Annotated in this window: 12 protein-coding genes; 5 read left to right on the top strand and 7 right to left on the bottom strand. The window is 71.5% G+C overall.

What is annotated here, in order from left to right; translation table 11 throughout:
* Positions 1-10: 10 nt before the first annotated feature.
* Positions 11-490, bottom strand: coding sequence for a GreA/GreB family elongation factor (locus CAP_RS06035; protein WP_044237140.1), 480 nt, complete (start codon positions 488-490; stop codon positions 11-13).
* A gap of 255 nt (positions 491-745) precedes the next feature.
* Here CAP_RS06035 and CAP_RS06030 point away from each other — a divergent pair, with 255 nt between their 5' ends.
* Positions 746-2,554, top strand: a complete 1,809-nt coding sequence (locus CAP_RS06030; protein ID WP_052374274.1) for a PQQ-dependent sugar dehydrogenase — start codon at positions 746-748, stop codon at positions 2,552-2,554.
* Here the strand turns inward: CAP_RS06030 and CAP_RS06025 are convergent.
* A complete protein-coding gene (locus tag CAP_RS06025) occupies positions 2,496-4,181 on the bottom strand; it encodes an FHA domain-containing serine/threonine-protein kinase (protein ID WP_231511154.1) in 1,686 nt (561 codons plus the stop codon). The two genes, CAP_RS06030 and CAP_RS06025, sit on opposite strands and share 59 nt — an antisense overlap.
* 343 nt (positions 4,182-4,524) lie before the next feature.
* Between CAP_RS06025 and CAP_RS06015 the strand changes: the two genes are divergently transcribed.
* Positions 4,525-6,078 carry a CehA/McbA family metallohydrolase gene (locus CAP_RS06015; protein ID WP_231511152.1) on the top strand — a complete coding sequence of 518 codons (1,554 nt, stop codon included), beginning with the start codon at positions 4,525-4,527 and terminating at the stop codon, positions 6,076-6,078.
* A gap of 31 nt (positions 6,079-6,109) precedes the next feature.
* On the opposite strand, the gene CAP_RS06010 is transcribed toward CAP_RS06015, so the two are convergent.
* Together CAP_RS06010 and CAP_RS06005 are read right to left on the bottom strand one after the other, a co-directional pair.
* Positions 6,110-7,291, bottom strand: a complete 1,182-nt coding sequence (locus CAP_RS06010) for a GspE/PulE family protein (protein ID WP_044237130.1) — start codon at positions 7,289-7,291, stop codon at positions 6,110-6,112.
* Positions 7,291-8,403 carry a CAP domain-containing protein gene (locus CAP_RS06005; RefSeq protein ID WP_231511151.1) on the bottom strand — a complete coding sequence of 371 codons (1,113 nt, stop codon included), beginning with the start codon at positions 8,401-8,403 and terminating at the stop codon, positions 7,291-7,293. Before CAP_RS06005 ends, CAP_RS06010 begins: the two co-directional genes overlap by 1 nt.
* 161 nt (positions 8,404-8,564) lie before the next feature.
* Here CAP_RS06005 and CAP_RS06000 point away from each other — a divergent pair, with 161 nt between their 5' ends.
* The 3 genes from CAP_RS06000 to sigJ all read left to right on the top strand — a co-directional run bounded on the left by CAP_RS06000 (position 8,565) and on the right by sigJ (position 12,719).
* Positions 8,565-10,178 carry a serine/threonine protein kinase gene (locus tag CAP_RS06000; RefSeq protein ID WP_044237124.1) on the top strand — a complete coding sequence of 538 codons (1,614 nt, stop codon included), beginning with the start codon at positions 8,565-8,567 and terminating at the stop codon, positions 10,176-10,178.
* Between the two features lie 148 nt (positions 10,179-10,326).
* A complete protein-coding gene (locus CAP_RS05995; protein WP_044237121.1) occupies positions 10,327-11,763 on the top strand; it encodes an NAD(P)/FAD-dependent oxidoreductase in 1,437 nt (478 codons plus the stop codon).
* Positions 11,764-11,771: 8 nt separating this feature from the next.
* Complete coding sequence (sigJ, locus tag CAP_RS05990) at positions 11,772-12,719, top strand: RNA polymerase sigma factor SigJ (RefSeq protein ID WP_052374266.1); 948 nt, start codon at positions 11,772-11,774, stop codon at positions 12,717-12,719.
* Positions 12,720-12,776: 57 nt separating this feature from the next.
* On the opposite strand, the gene CAP_RS05985 is transcribed toward sigJ, so the two are convergent.
* The 3 genes from CAP_RS05985 to CAP_RS05975 all read right to left on the bottom strand — a co-directional run bounded on the left by CAP_RS05985 (position 12,777) and on the right by CAP_RS05975 (position 17,083).
* Complete coding sequence (locus CAP_RS05985; protein ID WP_044237117.1) at positions 12,777-14,114, bottom strand: hypothetical protein; 1,338 nt, start codon at positions 14,112-14,114, stop codon at positions 12,777-12,779.
* Between the two features lie 11 nt (positions 14,115-14,125).
* Entirely contained in the window at positions 14,126-14,680 is a 555-nt protein-coding gene (locus CAP_RS05980; RefSeq protein WP_044237114.1) for a TMEM165/GDT1 family protein, read from the bottom strand.
* Between the two features lie 75 nt (positions 14,681-14,755).
* Positions 14,756-17,083 (bottom strand): NADP-dependent malic enzyme, encoded by a 2,328-nt coding sequence (locus tag CAP_RS05975; RefSeq protein WP_044237112.1) that lies wholly within the window; start codon positions 17,081-17,083, stop codon positions 14,756-14,758.
* Positions 17,084-17,086: the final 3 nt, after the last annotated feature.

Here is a 17,086-nt window from a genome sequence, read left to right as displayed (position 1 = left end):
GCGGCGCGCATCAGCGCACGCTCACGACCTCGTAGACCTTCGTCCCCTGCGGGGTGGGGACCTCGGCGTCGTCGCCTTCCGCGAGGCCGAGGAGGGCCGCTCCGAGGGGGCTCGTGGGGGTCACCGCCTGCACCTCGACCCCGTCGATCTGCACCCGCTGCCCGCCCGCGGCAGGCACCACGAGGCAGCGGATGGTGCTCCCGCGGTGGCGCAGCTCGACCAGGGCCGACAGCTCGATGCCGTCTCCGGGGGCGAAGTCGCGCAGGGAGAGCGCGCCGAGCATGCCGTGGGATCGCTCGAGATCCCGCGCGCGTCCGGCCTGGCCGCGGGCCACGTACGACGCCTCGGTGGAGCGCATGTCCTTGTCGTTCTCGGGCTTGTTCTCCTCGTGGGAGGCAGCCTCGGCAGCCTCGACCGCGAGGCGCGTCATGGTGGCGATCTCTTCCGCGATGCGCGCGCGGAGCGCGGTGATGACGGCATGCTTGTCCACGGACCCCGGCCTCCTCAGCAAACGGGCTTGGTTGTGTCGGCGGACGGGAGGCTAACCCCGAGGTCGGGACGGACGCCAGCGCCGCACGGCCACGGCGGATGGGGCTACCGCAGAGGCTGGTCGGGTTTGTGCCTGCTCGTCGTCGTCGCCTGGACCGCTGCGCGCCCCCTGCACGCCGCAGCGCCTGGGCGGATGCACTCGGGGGGAAGCCACATGAATCAGCACTGGATACGCTCCGCAGGTGCGGGGGCCGTCATGGCCGCCGTCGCGCTCACGAATGGCGCCTGCCTCTCCGGCCTCCTGGGAGGTTCCCCGGCGCAGGATGCGCGAGAAAGCACGATCTTCCGCAAGATCCGCGCGGACGACGTCTCCGTTCCAGCGGGCTACCACCTGGAGGTCGTCGCGGCTGGCCTGACCGCGCCCGTGGCCGTGGTGTTCGACGACATGGGACGCGTGTACGTGCTGGAGTCGGGTGACTCCACGGAAGATGCGCGGCCGCCCCGGCTGCTGGAGGTGGGGCAGGGAGGAGCGCTTCGCACCGTGGCGACTGGCGCGGGAAGCATGGGGGCCGTCGGCGCGGGAAGCGCGGATCTCGCGCGGGCGCCGTGGACGGGGATCACCTGGCACGAGGGCGCGTTCTTCGTCGCGGCGAGCGGTGCGCGGGACGGGGCCGGGCAGATCCTCCGGGTCTCCCTGGCCGGGGAGGTGGTCCCCATCGTGAGCGACCTGCCGACGGTGGGCGATCACCCCGCGAGCGGACCCGTGGTCGGCCCGGACGGCCTCCTCTACTTCGGCATCGGATCGGCCACCAACGCGGGTGTGGTGGGCGAGGACAACGTCGACAGAGGGTGGGTGCGCCGCTTCCCGGCCTTCCACGACGTCCCTTGCAAGAACCTGAGCCTGATGGGCGACAATTACCGCACGCCGAACACGCTCGGCGGGACCGCGGGCCAGGAGTCGACCACGGGCGGCCTGGTTGCCTTCGGGGAGCGGGTGGACGCCGGCGAGAACATCCGAGGTCAGGTGCCCTGCACCGGCGCGATCTTGCGTGTCCGCCCCGCCGGTGGCGCGCCGGAGCTGGTGGCCTGGGGCCTGCGCGACCCGTTCGGGCTGGCCTTCACCCCCGATGGACGACTCGTCGCCACCGACACGGGCATGCAGCCGCGCGGGAGCCGCCCGGTGAAGAATGCGCCCGACGTCCTGTGGCTCATCGAACCCGGGCGCTGGTACGGCTTCCCCGACTTCGCCGCGGGGGAGCCGGTGTGGCAGTCGCCGCAGTCGCCGCAGTTGCCGCAGTCGCCGGAGGAGAGGTTGCTCGAACGGCCGCCGCGACTCCTGGCCACGCACCCGGGCCTTCCTCCCACCCCGGCCGCGCGCTTCGGTCCGCGGTCCACCCCGGGTCGCCTCGACTTCTCGCGCAGCGCCGCCTTCGGTTACGTGGGCGAGGCCTTCGTCGCGCAGGCGGGAGAGCCCGCACTGGACACCGGCGCTCAGGTGGTGCGCGTGGCGCTGGACACGGGTGTCGTCACGCCCTTCGCCGTGAACCGGGCGGCTCCGGGACCCGCGTCTCGGGGCGACAACGGAGGGCTGGAGCGCCCCATCGACGCCCGCTTCGATCCGCACGGCCAGGCGCTCTACGTGGTCGACCGCGGGCTCGTCGAGGGTCAAGCGCACAGGCTTGTCGCGGGCTCGGGTGTGCTCTGGCGCGTGGTGCGCTCTACCCCTGCCGAGCCCTCGCCGGTCGCCCTCCACATCGCTCCGGCATCGACGAGCACCGGCGCCGCGGATGACGCTCCTGTTGCGCCGGCTGTCACGCCCCGCGACGGGAACGCGCTGTGTGGCCCTGCAGCCGACGCGCCGCCGATCGTTGCCGCGCACGACACCCCGAACGACGCGCCAGTGCAGTGCGTTCCCGCGTCCGTCCCGGAGCCCGCTGCCGTGTCACCCGCCCCAGCAGCGCCGGGTAGCTCCCCGACGCCGGACGATCCGGGTATGCCCCATTCAATTAACCGAGGAGGGAGCGGGCGGGGCGGCCTGGTTCGAGCTTCACCAGGGTGGCGATGAGCTCCAGGGTCTTGGGCAGTGAGTCCTGCACCTGGGGCAGCACCTGCTCCAGCACCTGGCGCGCCTCTTCCTGGCTCACGCCCACCATCGCCACGGCGAAGCGGAGTGGGCCTGTCCGTCCGGCGGTGAGTGGCACCAGGCTCAGGAGCTGCGCCTCGATCTTCTCCACGGCGCCCTGCGCCGCGCGTCGCAGCGCCAGCATCTCCAGGATGGTGGGGCGCTCATTCACCTGCCGGTTGGCCCCGCGGAGCTGGAAGACGGCCACCTGCATCGGCGCCTCGGCCCACTCCGCGTAGAGGCCGTCCTCGTCGATGGCCTTCATCAGGTGCTCGCGCACGAACAGCTCGGTCAACCCGTCGCGCTTCGCCAGGTAGCGCCGCGCGCGCTGGTGGTGGGGCGACTCCGGCTTGAACGACACGAGCTTCATCCGGCACTCGCCGACCTGCACGTCGCTCGCGTGCCGCAGCGAGAGCTGCCGGCGACGCTCGAAGGGGTAGTCCGCGTACGTCCCGTTGGTGCTGCCCTGATCCTCGATGATCCACGAGCCAGCCTGCCACCGCAGGATTGCGTGCACGGAGGACACGGTGGGCTCGCCGAGGCGCAGCTCCTGATCGCTCCTCCGCCCCAGGGTCAGCTCTGGCCGCTCCAGCGGGACGAGTGAGCCCACGATCTCGGGGGCGTTCGTGGCGTAGGTGATGAGCAGCGCCTGGGCGCCCGGGGTGAAGTGCTGGCTCGACGCGATGCCGGGGGTCGGACCGGGGTTCAGGTGCTCCCGGTAGAGGTTGAGGGGGATGGTGGATGTCTGCGGCGGGCTGAAGAACCGCATGTGACGCGCCTGCGGGCGCATCGCCGGATCCTCGTTCAGTGCGCGGAAGATCTGCCGGATCTCGTCGTGCGTGAGCATGGCCGGCACGTCGAACACGATCTGCTGCCGCATCGGGCGGGCGCGCGGCCGCGAACCTGGCTCGGGCACGCGGCAGGTCCACATTTCCCAGAGGGTCAGCGCCAGCGCGTAGACGTCGTCGTCGGGGCTCGAGCCGCCGTCGCGCAGGCGCTCGGGAGACATGTAGTGGGGCGTGCCGCCGTCGGGGGGCGAGCCGGGGCGCCTCGCCGCGGTACGGGCGCGCTCCTGGGCGAAGCCGAAGTCGAGGATCACGGCCCGATCGTCGGAGACCATCACGTTGCCGGGCTTCAGGTCGCCGTGCACCAGGTCTTCCCGGTGGATGGCGGCGAGGCCGGCGCAGATGTCGGTCGCGATCTTGCGGAACTCCTCGGCGTTGAAGCCAGCGGACTGCCTGCGGCGGCGAATGACGTGATGGAGTGTCTGCCCGGGGATGTACTCCATCACGATGATGGGGCCCCACAGGCTGGGCGCCAGATCGAAGACCCGGCACACGTTGGGGTGCCGCGCCTTCTGGGCCAGGATCACCTCCTGGCGCAGCGCCTCGTCGTCACCCGGCATCCGCTGCGACTCGGGGACCAGCTTCAGGGCCACCGGCTGCTGCGTCGACCGGTCATAGGAGAGGAACACCTCACCCATGCCTCCCTTACCGATGTGCTTCTGGACCTCGTACCGATCGTTGATGATCGTTCCGACGGTGATGGGGGGCAAAGGCTCCTTGGTCACGGGGCGCGCAGGGGAAGAAGAAGTCCGGAGTGTACGCCGTGGTTCCGCGGCTCGTCCATGCCCGGTTTGAGCACGGCGTAGCCTTCGCGGGTACCGGGATCTCTCCCGGGATCTTCTGAGATCCACCCTCGGCGCAGGGTTTCCTGCGCGTCGCTCCGCACCGTGGCCCCGGCGAGCACGCCATGATCGCGAGGCGAGGCTGGCGCGTTGCAGTGAGGTCGGGGGCGTTCGAGGGCGCGGAGGATCGGGCCGTCGCCCCTGAAGACGGGGAAGTTGCGCTTCCAGATCGTTTGGGCACAATGCTTCATGCTTCATGCTTAACGCTTCGGTTTCTGTGAGCTTCATGGCCATGCTCGCCGTGGGGGTCGGCGGGTGCAGGCCAGAGGACCCCTCCGGGGGTGTGCAACGGGATCCCGAGCAGGAACTGATCGGACCGGTGGCCTCCATGGCCGGTCCGAGCAAGCCTGTCGCGCCCGTGCAGCTCGCGTTCGAGGTGCGTGATGTCGCGCGCGGCGAGCCCATCCCCGCCAAGATCACGCTGTTCGGCGCGGCAGGCACCCCGGATCCCGACCTCGCTTATGGCGACGTACCGCGCGAGGTGAAGGGCGGCATTGCCGCTCACAACTACGTGATGACCCTCTCGGGCAACGGCTCGTTCGAGGTGCCCCGGGGCCGGTACGACATCTACGCGAGCCGCGGACCGGAGTGGGACCTCTGGGTGGCCCGCGGCGTGGTGATCGGCGCCGAGGGCGCCTCCATCCGCCCCGCGCTCGCCCAGGTGGTCGACACCAGAGGCTGGATCTCGGCGGATTTTCACGTCCACTCCGAGCCCTCGTACGACTCACAGGTTCCGCTCGGCGCGCGGGTGCACCAGTTCGTGGCGGACGGCGTGGACATGCTGGTGGCCGCCGATCACGACGTGGTCACCGACTACGGCCCCGTGGTCGCCAAGCTCGATGCCACCGACGTGCTCGCCACCGCCACGGGCGAGGAGATCACCGTCGACGGGATGGGCCACTTCGGCGCCTTTCCCCTGACGCCCCAGCGCGGCGCTACCGGGAACGGGGCGGTCCTCACCAAGGGTCGTTCGGCCGGGGCCATCTTCCGGGACGTGCGCGCGCGGGGGCCGGGCGCGCTGATCTCGGTGCATCACCCACGCTTCAACTGGGGTATGGGCTTCTTCCAGATCGGCGAGCTCGTGGCCGAGGAGGATCGTGCTGGGGCGTCCTTCTCGTTCGACTTCGACGCGCTGGAGGTGCTGAACGGGCTCGAACTCGAGAACCACGAGAGCGTGGAGGCCGTGCTCGCCGACTGGTTCGCGCTCCTGCGCCACGGCCACATGGTGGCGGCGACAGGCAACTCCGACACCCATTCTCTCGACCGCAACATCGGCGGTTACCCGCGCAATTACATCCGCGTCACCCGCGACACCCCCGCGGCTGCCCGCCCTGCCGAGGTCGCGCGCGCCGTGCGCGGACTGCACGCGACCTTCACCACGGCCCCCTTCGTGCGGCTCAGCGTGGGAGGCGCCTCGCTGGGTGACCTCGCACAGGCTCCCGGCGGCAGGATCCACGGCGAGATCAGCGTGCAGGCAGCGCCCTGGGTGTCGGTCTCCAGGGTGGTGCTTTACCTGGACGGGGTGGAGGTGCGCCGCTTCCGGGTGTCCCCGAGCGGCGACGTCGAGCGCTTCCAGGCGAGCTTCGATCTGTCCACCGAGCGCGACGCCTTCCTCGTCGCCCGCGTGGAGGGAGACGAGCCGCTCGCGCCCGTGGTGGGCGGCGCCACGCGGTTCAAGGTCTGGCCCTTCGCGCTCACCAACCCCGTGCTGATCGATGCCAACGGAGACCGCCGCTTCACGCCGCCTGCGAAGGCCGCCGGGCGCCGCGCCACGCTTTGAGCGCGTCTCGCCCTGGGTTTCCTTGGAGCGCTCAGGTCACCCGCAGCACCTCTTCCAGCGACGTGACGCCCGCCTTCACCTTCACGATCCCCGAATCCCGCAGCGGGAGCAGGCCGCTCCGGCGCACCGCATCGCGCAGCTCGCGCTTGCCGGCACGGGCCTTCACCAGCTCCCGCAGATCGTCGTTCGCCTCCAGCACCTCGAAGATCCCGATCCGGCCGCGGAAGCCGGTGTTGTGGCAAGCGGGGCAGCCCCTGTTCCGCCTCAGCCGGGTGCCTTCCTCGATCAGCACGATGCCGTCTTCCTCGTCGACGAGATCCTCCTCGAGATCGTAGCTCTCCGCGCACTCCTCGCAGAGCACCCGCACGAGCCGCTGCGCCACCACCGCGAGCAGCGCGTTCGCCACGATCCACGACTCGGCCCCGAGATCGATGAGGCGCGCCACGGTCTCCACGACGTCCGAGGTGTGGAGCGTCGACAGCACCAGGTGACCCGTCAGGCTCGCTTGCAGCGCGATCTGCGCGGTCTCCGGGTCGCGCATCTCGCCCACCAGGATCACGTCGGGGTCCTGCCGGAGAATCGACCGGAGCCCCGCCGCGAAGGTGAAGCCCTGGCGGGGGTTGGCCTGTCCCTGGGTGATCTCCGGCATCTCCACCTCGATGGGATCCTCCAGCGTCACCACGCTCAGCTCCGTGGTGTTCATCACCTTGAGCATCGCGTAGAGCGTCGAGGTCTTTCCGGATCCGGTCGGGCCGCAGACCAGGATCAGCCCGGAGGGCCTGTCGGCCAGCCGCTGGACCCGGTCGAAGTCCTTCTCCCCGAGGCCGAGCTTCTCGAGCGTGATGATCTTCTGGCTGAGCAGCACGCGCATCACCAGCTTCTCGCCGTGGATCCCGGGGAAGGTCGAGGCGCGCAGGTGCACGGGAGGGTGTCCCGCGAGATCCAGGGCGAACTGACCGTCCTGAGGGAGCCTCCGCTCCGTCATGTCCATCCGGGCGAGCACCTTGGCCCGGCTGACCAGCGCCGGCGCCAGCTCCGCGGGCAGTGAGCCCTGCGCCGTCATCACGCCGTCGATGCGGTAGCGCACCCGCACGCCCTCGCGCTTCGGCTCGATGTGGATGTCGCTCGCGCCCATGGACACCGCCCGGCGCACCAGGTGATCGAGCACCGCGACCGCATCGTAGTCCTCGGGCGCAGCAGCGCGCGTCGTCATCACTTCTTCTCCACCGTGATGGTCCGGAGCGAGATCACCTGCAGGTCCTTCGAACCGGGAAAGGTGGCCCAGACCGTCACCCCATATCGCCCTGCCCGGCCTTTGTCGTCCAGAGGCACGTCGATCTCGAAGCGGTTCCCGTTCACCGTGAGGGGCTTCGGCGTCTTGAACCCCTTCGGGAAGTACGTCACGAAGGGCGCCGGGATGGGGTAGCCCCCCGTCGTGAGCAGCTCCTTCGGCGTGCGCGGCTTCTGGCGGTCGACCCTCGACAGTCCCACCCCGGCGATGCTGGCCGGCGCGCGGACCTCACCGGCCACACGGATGACGTCGCCCACCTTGGCGCGCGTGGGCAGGGGATCGTAGCGCCCGTAGTCGTCGACGAACTCCTGGGCCATGCACGTCACCTCGTCGAGCCCCTTGGCCTTGGCGAGGCCGACGCCGAAGCCCGTGTGGCGCGGCATGAGGATGTTCCGCTTGTGGCCATCGGCCGGGGGAACCTCCGCCATGAACGCGGCCTGCACCCGCTCCACGCTCTCCGGGGTGAAGCGCGGATCCGGATCCAGCTCGCGCGCCTCGGCGTCGCCGAAGCACCCCGCGTTCTCCATGGAGAGGCCGCTGCCTCCGGCCTCCGTGTAGCGCTCCTCGGGCACCGAGGCGTCCGTGCCGTGGTGGGCCGTGAAGCCGTGCTTCGCCATGTCGCCCGCGTGGCGCAAACCCGCCTTCGCGGCCGTCGCGTCCCACACCACGGGTTTGAGGCCCGCTGCCGCGCGATCGCGGTTGACGAGGGCGAGCACGTACTGCTCTGCCTCCGCGCGGGTGAGCTTTCCCTTCGGCCGCTGCACCCCGCCCCCCGCCGCGGCGCCGCGCGCGTCGCCCGAGGACTGCGTACTCCCCGCAGCACCTGCCTGCGCCGTCCCCCCCTGCGGTTCTCCTGCCTGCACGGCTTCACCCGTGGTGGCGCTGAAGGATGCGCTGGTCTCCTCAGTGGACGCTGCATGGCCTCGTCCCACATCCACCTCCCCTCGTTCGGAAGTGGATGCACCGCCGCAACCCAGCATGAGCGAGAGCCCGAAGGCGCCTGCGGTGGCGCCGATCCCTGCACGAGCAACCATGAAGGAGACGGTAGCGCCTCGCTGACCGAGGCGCACCAGGGCGCACCAAGGCGCGCGGCGCGCGGTTTCCAGGCGTTCGGAGGTGTTCTTCGTATTCGTCGTAACGGCGTGGACGATCCCTTCTCGAATGAGACGGCCTGGGCTAGGGTGACAGGCTGGAGATGGGCGACATCTTCGGCATCGTGGGCACCACCCAGGGGCCCTTTTCGGTCGAGCAGGTTGTCGCCGAGGGCGGTTTCGGGGTCGTTTACCGGGCCTACCACGGCGCTTTCCGAGCTCCCGTGGCGCTCAAGTGCCTGAAGATCCCCGGCGAGATCCCGGGCGATCTGAGGGAGCGCTTCCTCGAGCAGTTCCGCGAGGAAGGCGAGATGCTCTTTCGCCTCTCTGCCGCCATCCCCGCGGTGGTGAGGCCCTTGCACCAGGACGTCATCTCCACCTCGTCGGGAGGGTTCATCCCCTTCATCGCGCTCGAGTGGCTCGACGGTGAGACGCTCGACATGTTCATCGCCAGGCGCACGCGTCAGCGGGAGCGGCCACTCGGACCTGCCGAGGCAGCGGCGCTGCTCACGCCCGTGGCGCGCGCGCTGGAGGCAGCCCACTCGTTCCCGGGCGCCACCGGCCCCATCTGCGTGACCCACCGCGACCTCAAGCCGGCGAACATCTTCCTCGCCGACGTGCACGGCACCCAGGTGGTGAAGATCCTCGACTTCGGCATCGCCCGCGCGCGCGACGTGGCCTCGGTGATCGCCGGCGCCACCACCACCGGCGGCGCCACCATGGCCTTCTCTCCGCGCTACGGCTCGCCAGAGCAGTGGGCGCCGAAGCGATTCGGCGCGACCGGCCCCTGGACCGACGTCTGGGGTCTGGCGCTGACCTACGTGGAGATGCTGGCCGGGAGGCCGATCCTCGAAGGCGATCCCATGGCGATCATGGGCACCGCGCTCGACGAGCGTCGCCGCCCCACGCCGCGCAGCGAAGGCATCGACGTGCCTGACGCGCTGGAGCTCGCCCTCCAGCGGGCGCTCGCCCTGGATCCGCGCAACCGCCAGAAGGACGCGGGGGCTTTCTGGGACGAGGTGGAGCGCGCGCTCGGCATGCCGCTCAGCCAGTCGCCCATCGGCCGCGGCACCGGGCGCCATCCGGTGGTGCGCGTCCCGGGAGGGGGGCCTTCGAGCCTTGGCAGCCGCGCCCAGGGCCCTCGCTCCAGCGCCGGACCTGCTTCCGTCGTGCATGGCGTGCCTTCGTCCCGCGCTGTCCCGAGCCCGCGCCCCGAGCCTGACCCGATGGAGCTCGATCTGCCCCTGTCGGGCGGCGACACGCTGGCCTCCGGCGGCGCGCGTCCCCCCGATCGCCGCGGGCCTCCCTCTCCGCGGAACACGCAAGAGCGCCCGCTGCCCCTCACGCCGCAGCTCCGGAAGCCCATCGGCGCCATGCCGGACAGGCCCCCGCCGTCGACCGGCTTGGGCGTCCCCATGTCGCTCGATCTCAGCGGCGACGCCAGCCGTCCCCGCGCGCGCCCGCACCTCGGCACCACGACACTCGCCCCGCTGGAGCGCCCGAGCACCAGCGCGGATCTCAAGGCGCTCTTCTCCCTCCCCCTGCGCATCGCGGGCGCCGGGGTGGGGCTCGGGGTGATCGACATCGCAATCTCGGCGCTCTTCCTCAGCGGCGAGCACCTCGGCCTCGGACCGATCAAGCTGCTCTGGGTCGCCGCCCTGCTGATCCTCGTGGCCATCGGCGTCGCCGGCTACCGCCTGATGTCGTCGAGCCGCTGACCCGCACCGCGATCCTGTCCCCAGATCCGCTGACGCCCACACATCGGCGTGCCCGCGCTCTCGCGCCATCACGGCGCATGTCACAACGCCGCCCCCCATCTCGTCTCCACGCCAGAGCCCCCATGGAGGGGGCCGGAGGTGGCGCGCGATGAACGAGACAGGGCAGCACGGTGAGCAGCGGGGCGCGGGCACGCCTGCGCGGGTGATCATCCTCGGTGGCGGCTACGCAGGGGTCCTCGCGGCCCTCCGCCTCGCGGGCAAGGCCAGACGGCGGCACCTCCCGCTGTCCATCACCCTCCTCAACGGCTCACCCAGCTTCACCGAGCGCGTCCGCCTTCACGAGGTCGCGGTGGGCCACCCCAGCCCGAGTCGGCCCCTCTCGGGCTTCCTCGAGGGCAGCGGCGTCACCCTCATCGTGGGCTGGGCCCGCCGCATCGATGCCGAGGCTCGCACCGTGGACGTCGCCGTCTCCAACGTTGCCCCTGGACATGGCAGTGCGCCGCGCAGGCTCCCCTACGACGCGCTCCTGTACGCACCGGGCAGCATTGCGGCGCCCGAGGTGGTGTCCGGAGGTCGCGAGCACGCCTTCCAGGTGGACGACGCCGAGGGCGCCCTCGCCCTGCGCAAGCGCCTCGCCGCGGCACGCTCGGGCGACCGGGTGGTGGTGGTGGGTGGCGGCCTCACGGCCATCGAACTCGCGACCGAGATAGCCGAGGTGGCCCCCCACCTCTCGGTCACCCTCGCAACCCGTGGCCAGCCCGGCGCCGACCTATCGCCACGCGGCCGCGCGTACCTTGAGCGCACCTTCGCGGCGCTCGGCATCACCCTCCGCACCAGCGTGAGTGCCCTCGCGCTCCAGCCGGACGGTGTACGCCTCGCCCCCGATCCTGGCGCCGGCGCTTCCCCGGAGCGTCGTGTACCGCGCCAGGACCCCGGCGCGCGCGCGAGCCACCCCCCCGACGCCTCCTCCGAGCTCCTCCCGGCCGAGATCGTCGTCCTCGCGACCGGCTTCCGTCCCTCTGGCCTGGCCTCGGCCTCCGGGCTCGTGACCACGGCGGATGGACGCCTCGTCGTGAATGACGCGCTCCAGGCGCCAGCGCACCCTGGGCTCTGGGGCGCGGGCGACGCCGTGGCCGTGCCAGGCGCGGACGGCGCTCCGCTGCGGATGGCATGCGCCACCGCCATGCCACAGGGCGCCCACGCCGCGGACTCCATCCTCGCCTCGCTCCTCGACGAGCCGCTCCCCACCTTCGGCTTTGCGTTTGCCACCCGGTGCATCAGCCTCGGTCGTCGTCGCGGCCTCGTCCAGTTCGTCGACCGCGACGACCGCCCCCTCGACCGCCTCGCCTTCGATCGGGTCGGCGCGTGGCTCAAGGAGGCCGTGTGCCTCTACACCATCGCCTCCCTGCGCGCCGAGCGCCGTTTCCCGGGGATCTTCCGCTGGCCGGGCCGCACCTCCGCCTCGGCTCCCGAGCCGGCGCCGCGCGCCCCCACGTCCCCGCAGCCAGCGTCGCGCAGCGCGGCGCCCGTAGCGGCGACCGTAGCGGCGACCGTAGCGGCGACCGTAGCGGCGACCGTACGATGATGGCTGCCATGGGTCTCGCCGCCGAGCACTTCACCGAGCACCGGCGCACCCTCTTCGGCATCGCCTACCGCATGCTCGGCAGCGCGGCGGAGGCCGAGGACGTGCTGCAGGACGCTTACCTCCGCGCCGCTTCCGCGAAGGAGCCCCCGGACGCTCCTGGCCCGTGGCTTGCCGTCATCGTCACCCGCCTCTGCCTCGACGTGCTCCGATCCGCGCGCGCCCGCCGGGAGGCGTACGTGGGTACCTGGCTCCCCGAGCCCGTGCTCACGGCCGAGGTGCTCGACATCGACCCGGCACCCTCTGGCCTGCACGCCGGGAGCCTCCACGCCCCATCCCCACCCGGAGCGCGCCTCGATGCCGCGGAGTCCGTCTCCATGGCGCTGCTCGTCCTGCTCGAAACCCTCTCACCCCTGGAGCGCGCCGCCCTGGTGCTGCGCGACGTATTCGACTGGGAGTTCGACGCCATCGCCACGGCCCTCGAACGATCGCCTGCGACGTGCCGCCAGCTCGTGCACCGTGCCCGCCAGCACCTCGCCGCCCGCCAACCTCGTTTCCGCGCCACCGAGGCCGAGCAGCAACGGCTCTTCCACGCCTTCCTCCAGGCGCTCGCCGCGGGCGACGCCGAGGCGCTCGCCCCTCTCCTCGCCGCCGACGTCGTCGCCATGTCCGACGGTGGCGGCAAGGCCAGGGCCGCGCTCCGCGACATCACTGGACGGGACCGCGTGAGCCGCTTCCTCGCCGGCACGGCCCGCAAGGGCGCCGCCGAGGGCTTCGCCGTCACCCTCGCCTCGCTCAACGGCGGGCCCGCGTTTCTCGGTCACCTCGGGGGGCAGCTCGTCGTCGCCCTCGGCTTCGAGGTCACCCCGGAAGGCGCCTCCCTGGTCTGGATGATGCGCAACCCCGACAAGCTCTCCCGCCTCCACGAACGCCTCGCTGCGGCGGCGGCGAGCCCCTGAGCCGAGGCGCGCCGCCATCCCACGCCGAGGGCGCGCTGCGGGCCGCGCCGCTGCCGCTCAGAACCCGTTCCCGAGCCCGACGCCGTGGACCCCGGGGAGTCCCAGCTCCGCGCGCGTGCTCTCCGCGTCGACGCGCAGTTCGGGGGCCGCTGCGGGGCCTTCCTGCGCGAGCAATGCCTGGAGGTGCGCGCGGCCCGGGACCCACCGGAGCGCCACCTCCGTGTGCTCTGGAAGAAGCGCGCGTGGTGCGACCCTGGCGGCGGCGCTGGCGCGCGAAATCCGGCGGGCAAACCCCGACAGCAGCCCGTCCAGTGCATCGCGCGGAACGAAGCGAAACCCCCGCGCCTTCCACGCGCTCACTGCGAACTCGCCCCCTGTTTTCGGCAGCGGGTGCAGCTCCGCGAGCGTCGGCACGGCGCGCGCCGCGTCGCCGAAGAGCGTGGCGATCCGCTCCACGGTGCGCGCCAGAGACAGCGGGGAGAGCAGCCCGGCCGCGCGGCGGGTGTTGCTGGGCCCGCCCCACGTCGCCGAGTACCCCTCCACGGGCCCGATGGCGCGGGCCACCTGGGCGATCCGCTCCAGCATCGGCAGTGCCTCCAGCGCTTCCCAGAACGCATCACCGCGGGTGAGGGCCTCCTCGTACACATCCTTCGCACGGACGGCCTTGATCGACGTGAAGGGCAGCCACGCTGTCGCGCCTTCGTCGAGCGCGACGAGCGCGTAGCGGTCTCCGTAGCTCCTCAGCAAGGAATGCTCGGGCAGCGACACCGGGTGGACCTCCTGCACCACCCCGCGCGCGTGCTCGCTGTAGTACGAAGTCTCGATCCGTGCGCCGATCCGGATCGGGCCAGGCTTCACGGGGGCCGCCTGGGCCCGCGCGATCCATGCCGGGATGTCCCCGCTCGGCGCTGGCCACCACGACACGCAGGCGTGGGCGATGGCGAGGTCGACGTACTCCGCGAGCGACCGCGCGACGAGCCTCCCCCCGCTCACCCCGCTCGACGACGAGAACCAGAGCACCGCCTCGTCCGGAACGCCCCCTCCGCCGAGCAGGTACCACGTCGCGCATTCCGGCTCGATGCAGTCGAGCAGCAGGGAACGGCGCCCCTCCCCGAAGGCGGTGTGCTGCACCTCGTCGGTCGCGAACCGCTGGTGCGCGTCGAGTGGCGGGATCTGGATGCACCCTCCGCCGGGCGGCTCGACGAAGGCCCAGGCGAAGTGCACCCCGTTCATCGCGGCGTAGAACGAGAGCAGCTCACCCGGGATCTTCCCCCGCGCGCTCTCCAGCGCCTCTGCCGGCGCGGGCGGCCGCAGCTCGGACGTGACCACCCGCACGTCTGCCCTGCGCGAGAACTTGCGGATGAAATCTCCGATCTTCTTCGCGCTGCGATCCATCGCTGCCGCGCTCAGAACCCGACGAGGATGCCGACGCCGAAGGCCGCGAAGAGCACGGCGGCGAAGATGCGCACCCACTTCATGGGGATGCGCTTCGTCAGGCGCTCTCCGAAGAACACCGCGAGCCCGTCTGCGAAGAGCATCCCCAGGGTGGTGCCGATGGTCACCAGCACGGGCGCCTGGAAGCGGGCACCGAGCGCCACGGTCGCGAGCTGCGTCTTGTCACCCATCTCGGCGAGGAAGAACGCCACGAGCGTGGTCAGGAAAGGGCCGAAGCGCTCGTTCTGCGGGCCGTCCTCGTCCTTGTCCGGGATGAGGATCCAGAGTGCGAAGGCCCCGAAGATCGCGGCCAGCGTGTAGCGCAGCACGTCGGGTGACACGAGCGACGACACGTAGCCGCCGACCCACGACGCGAGCCCGTGGTTCAGGATCGTCGCGGCCAGGATGCCGGCCATGATGATCCAGGGCCGCTTGTAGCGGAGCGCCAGCACCAGCGCGAGGAGCTGGGTCTTGTCGCCCATCTCCGAGGCCGCCACGAGCGCGAAGGACTTGAGGAGTGCTTCCATGATCTCGGTTCATCCTTCGTGGTGGACCTGGCCGGCGCATGCGTCCACGCGCCGCCCCGGGCTTGCTGCGGTCGGTCAGTGAGGGATCCTCATGTCTGCTGCCACGCTGGACGGCCCCGCCAGCGGCGACGAGCGTCTCGCCTGCGCCTCCTGCACCGCCAGCGCCGTCACGTTGACGATGCCCCGCGCGCTCACGCTCGGCACCAGCACCTGGACGGGCAGCGCCGTCCCGAGCAGGAGCGGCCCCACCGGCAGCCCGTCCGCGGCCACCTTGAGCAGGTTGAACGCGATGTTCGCGGCGTCGAGGGTGGGCATCACCAGGAGGTTCGCGGTCCCGGAGATCCGGCTGTCGGGCACGGCGCGGTTCCGGATCACCTCGGAGAGGGCGGAGTCGGCGTGCATCTCGCCGTCGACCTCCAAGTCTGGCGCCTGCTTGCGGATCAGGGCCAGCGCCTTGCGCATCTTGCGGGGCTGCGGCGCGCTGCTGGCGCCGAACGACGAGTGCGACAGGAGCGCCGCTTTGGGCGTGATCCCGAAGGAGCGCACGGCGTCGGCGGCGAGCAGCGTCATCTCGGCCACCTGCTCGGCCGTCGGATCGATGTTCACGTGCGTGTCGCAGAAGAACAGCGTCCCGGAGCCGGTGATCAGGGCGGAGAGCGCGTAGATGCGCTCCACGCCGGGCATCCGCGGCACGATCGGCAGCACGTAGGACATGTGCCGGCTCCACTCGCCGTTGCCCCCGCAGATCGCCGCGTCCACCTTCCCCTCGTGCAGCAGCATGGCCGCCGCCACGTTGGGGCGGTTGAAGACGCGCCGCTCGGCGAGATCCGGCGGCGCCCCGCGGCGGCCGACGATGCGCTGGTAAGGGACGACGAGCGCCTGGAACGTCTCGCGGTCGTGGCCGGGATCGAGGAGCTGGACGCGCTTGTCGAGGTCGAGGCGCAGGCCCAGGGTCCGCGCCCGCGCGCGGATGACGTCGCGGCGTCCGATGAGCACCGGCTCCGCGATGCCGTCATCGAGCACGATCTGCACCGCGCGCAGCACCCGATCGTCCTCGCCCTCCGCGTAGACCACCCGCTTCGTCGCCTGCCTCGCCGCCTCGAACACCGGCCGCATGAGCTGACCCGAGCGGAACACGAACCGCTCGAGCTCCCGCCGGTACGCGGCGAAGTCCTCGATGGGGCGCTCGGCGACGCCGCTCTCCATGGCCGCGCGCGCCACGGCGGGCGCGATCTGGAGGATGAGGCGCGGATCGAAGGGCTTGGGGATGATGTACTCCGGACCGAACAGCGGCGCGGCGCCGCCATAGGCCGCCGCCACCACCTCGCTCGCCTCCGCGCGCGCCAGCTCCGCGATGGCCTCCACCGCGGCGAGCTCCATCGCCTGGTTGATGGTGGTCGCGCCCGCATCGAGCGCCCCCCGGAAGATGAAGGGGAAGCAGAGAACGTTGTTCACCTGGTTGGGGAAGTCGCTGCGCCCGGTGGCGACGATGGCGTCGGGGCGCGCCGCGTGCACGGCCTCGGGGAGGATCTCCGGCACGGGGTTGGCGAGCGCGAGCACCAGGGGCTTGTCGGCGAGCAGGTGGAGCCACTCTGCCTTGAGCACCCGCGGCGCGGAGAGGCCGAGGAACACGTCGGCCCCCGCGAGCACGTCGCAGAGGGCCCGGGCCTCGGTCTCGCGCGCGTAGGCGGCCATGTTCGGCGGCATGTCCGGCTCACGCCCCGCGTAGACCACCCCCTTGATGTCGGTGAGCGTCACGTTCTTCGGGTCGAGGCCCAGGGCCACCAGGAGATCCACGCAGGACAGCGCCGCCGCACCTGCGCCGGAGGTCACCAGCTTGACGTCTGCGAGCTGCTTGCCCTGGATCATCAGCCCGTTCAGGACCGCGGCGGCGACGATGATCGCCGTCCCGTGCTGGTCGTCGTGGAAGACGGGGATGCGCATCCGCTCCCGCAGCTTGCGCTCGATGACGAAGCAGTCGGGCGCCTTGACGTCCTCCAGGTTGATGGCGCCGAAGGTCGGCTCCAGCGCGGCGACCACGTCGCAGAAGCGATCGGGATCTTGCGCGTCCACCTCGATGTCGAACACGTCGATGCCCGCGAACTTCTTGAAGAGGACGGCCTTGCCCTCCATCACCGGCTTGCCGGCGAGCGCCCCGATGTTGCCGAGCCCGAGCACCGCCGTCCCGTTCGTGATCACCGCCACGAGGTTGCCGCGCGCCGTGTAGTCGCGCGCCGTGCGCGGGTCTTCCTTGATGGCCTCGCAAGCTGCCGCCACCCCCGGCGAGTACGCCAGCGCCAGGTCGCGCTGCGTCGCCATCCGCTTCGTGGGCTCGATCTGCAGCTTCCCCGGCCTGGGCAAGCGGTGGTAATCCAGCGCCGCTTTCCGGAAATCGTCGTCCATGGC

Source organism: Chondromyces apiculatus DSM 436, from assembly GCF_000601485.1.
In the GTDB taxonomy this organism is placed as follows: Bacteria; Myxococcota_A; Polyangia; order Polyangiales; family Polyangiaceae; genus Chondromyces; species Chondromyces apiculatus.
The sequence above is the reverse complement of the archived record's forward strand: the minus strand, read 5'-3'. Positions and strand labels throughout refer to the sequence as shown.

Coding starts and splice junctions, on each gene's coding strand:
- CAP_RS06030 (WP_052374274.1), top strand. CDS start 746: ATGGCCGCCGTCGCGCTCACGAATGGCGCCTGCCTCTCCGGCCTCCTG.
- CAP_RS06015 (WP_231511152.1), top strand. CDS start 4,525: ATGGCCATGCTCGCCGTGGGGGTCGGCGGGTGCAGGCCAGAGGACCCC.
- CAP_RS06010 (WP_044237130.1), bottom strand. CDS start 7,291: ATGACGACGCGCGCTGCTGCGCCCGAGGACTACGATGCGGTCGCGGTG.
- CAP_RS06005 (WP_231511151.1), bottom strand. CDS start 8,403: ATGGTTGCTCGTGCAGGGATCGGCGCCACCGCAGGCGCCTTCGGGCTC.
- CAP_RS06000 (WP_044237124.1), top strand. CDS start 8,565: ATGGGCGACATCTTCGGCATCGTGGGCACCACCCAGGGGCCCTTTTCG.
- CAP_RS05995 (WP_044237121.1), top strand. CDS start 10,327: ATGAACGAGACAGGGCAGCACGGTGAGCAGCGGGGCGCGGGCACGCCT.
- sigJ (WP_052374266.1), top strand. CDS start 11,772: ATGGGTCTCGCCGCCGAGCACTTCACCGAGCACCGGCGCACCCTCTTC.
- CAP_RS05985 (WP_044237117.1), bottom strand. CDS start 14,114: ATGGATCGCAGCGCGAAGAAGATCGGAGATTTCATCCGCAAGTTCTCG.
- CAP_RS05980 (WP_044237114.1), bottom strand. CDS start 14,680: ATGGAAGCACTCCTCAAGTCCTTCGCGCTCGTGGCGGCCTCGGAGATG.
- CAP_RS05975 (WP_044237112.1), bottom strand. CDS start 17,083: ATGGACGACGATTTCCGGAAAGCGGCGCTGGATTACCACCGCTTGCCC.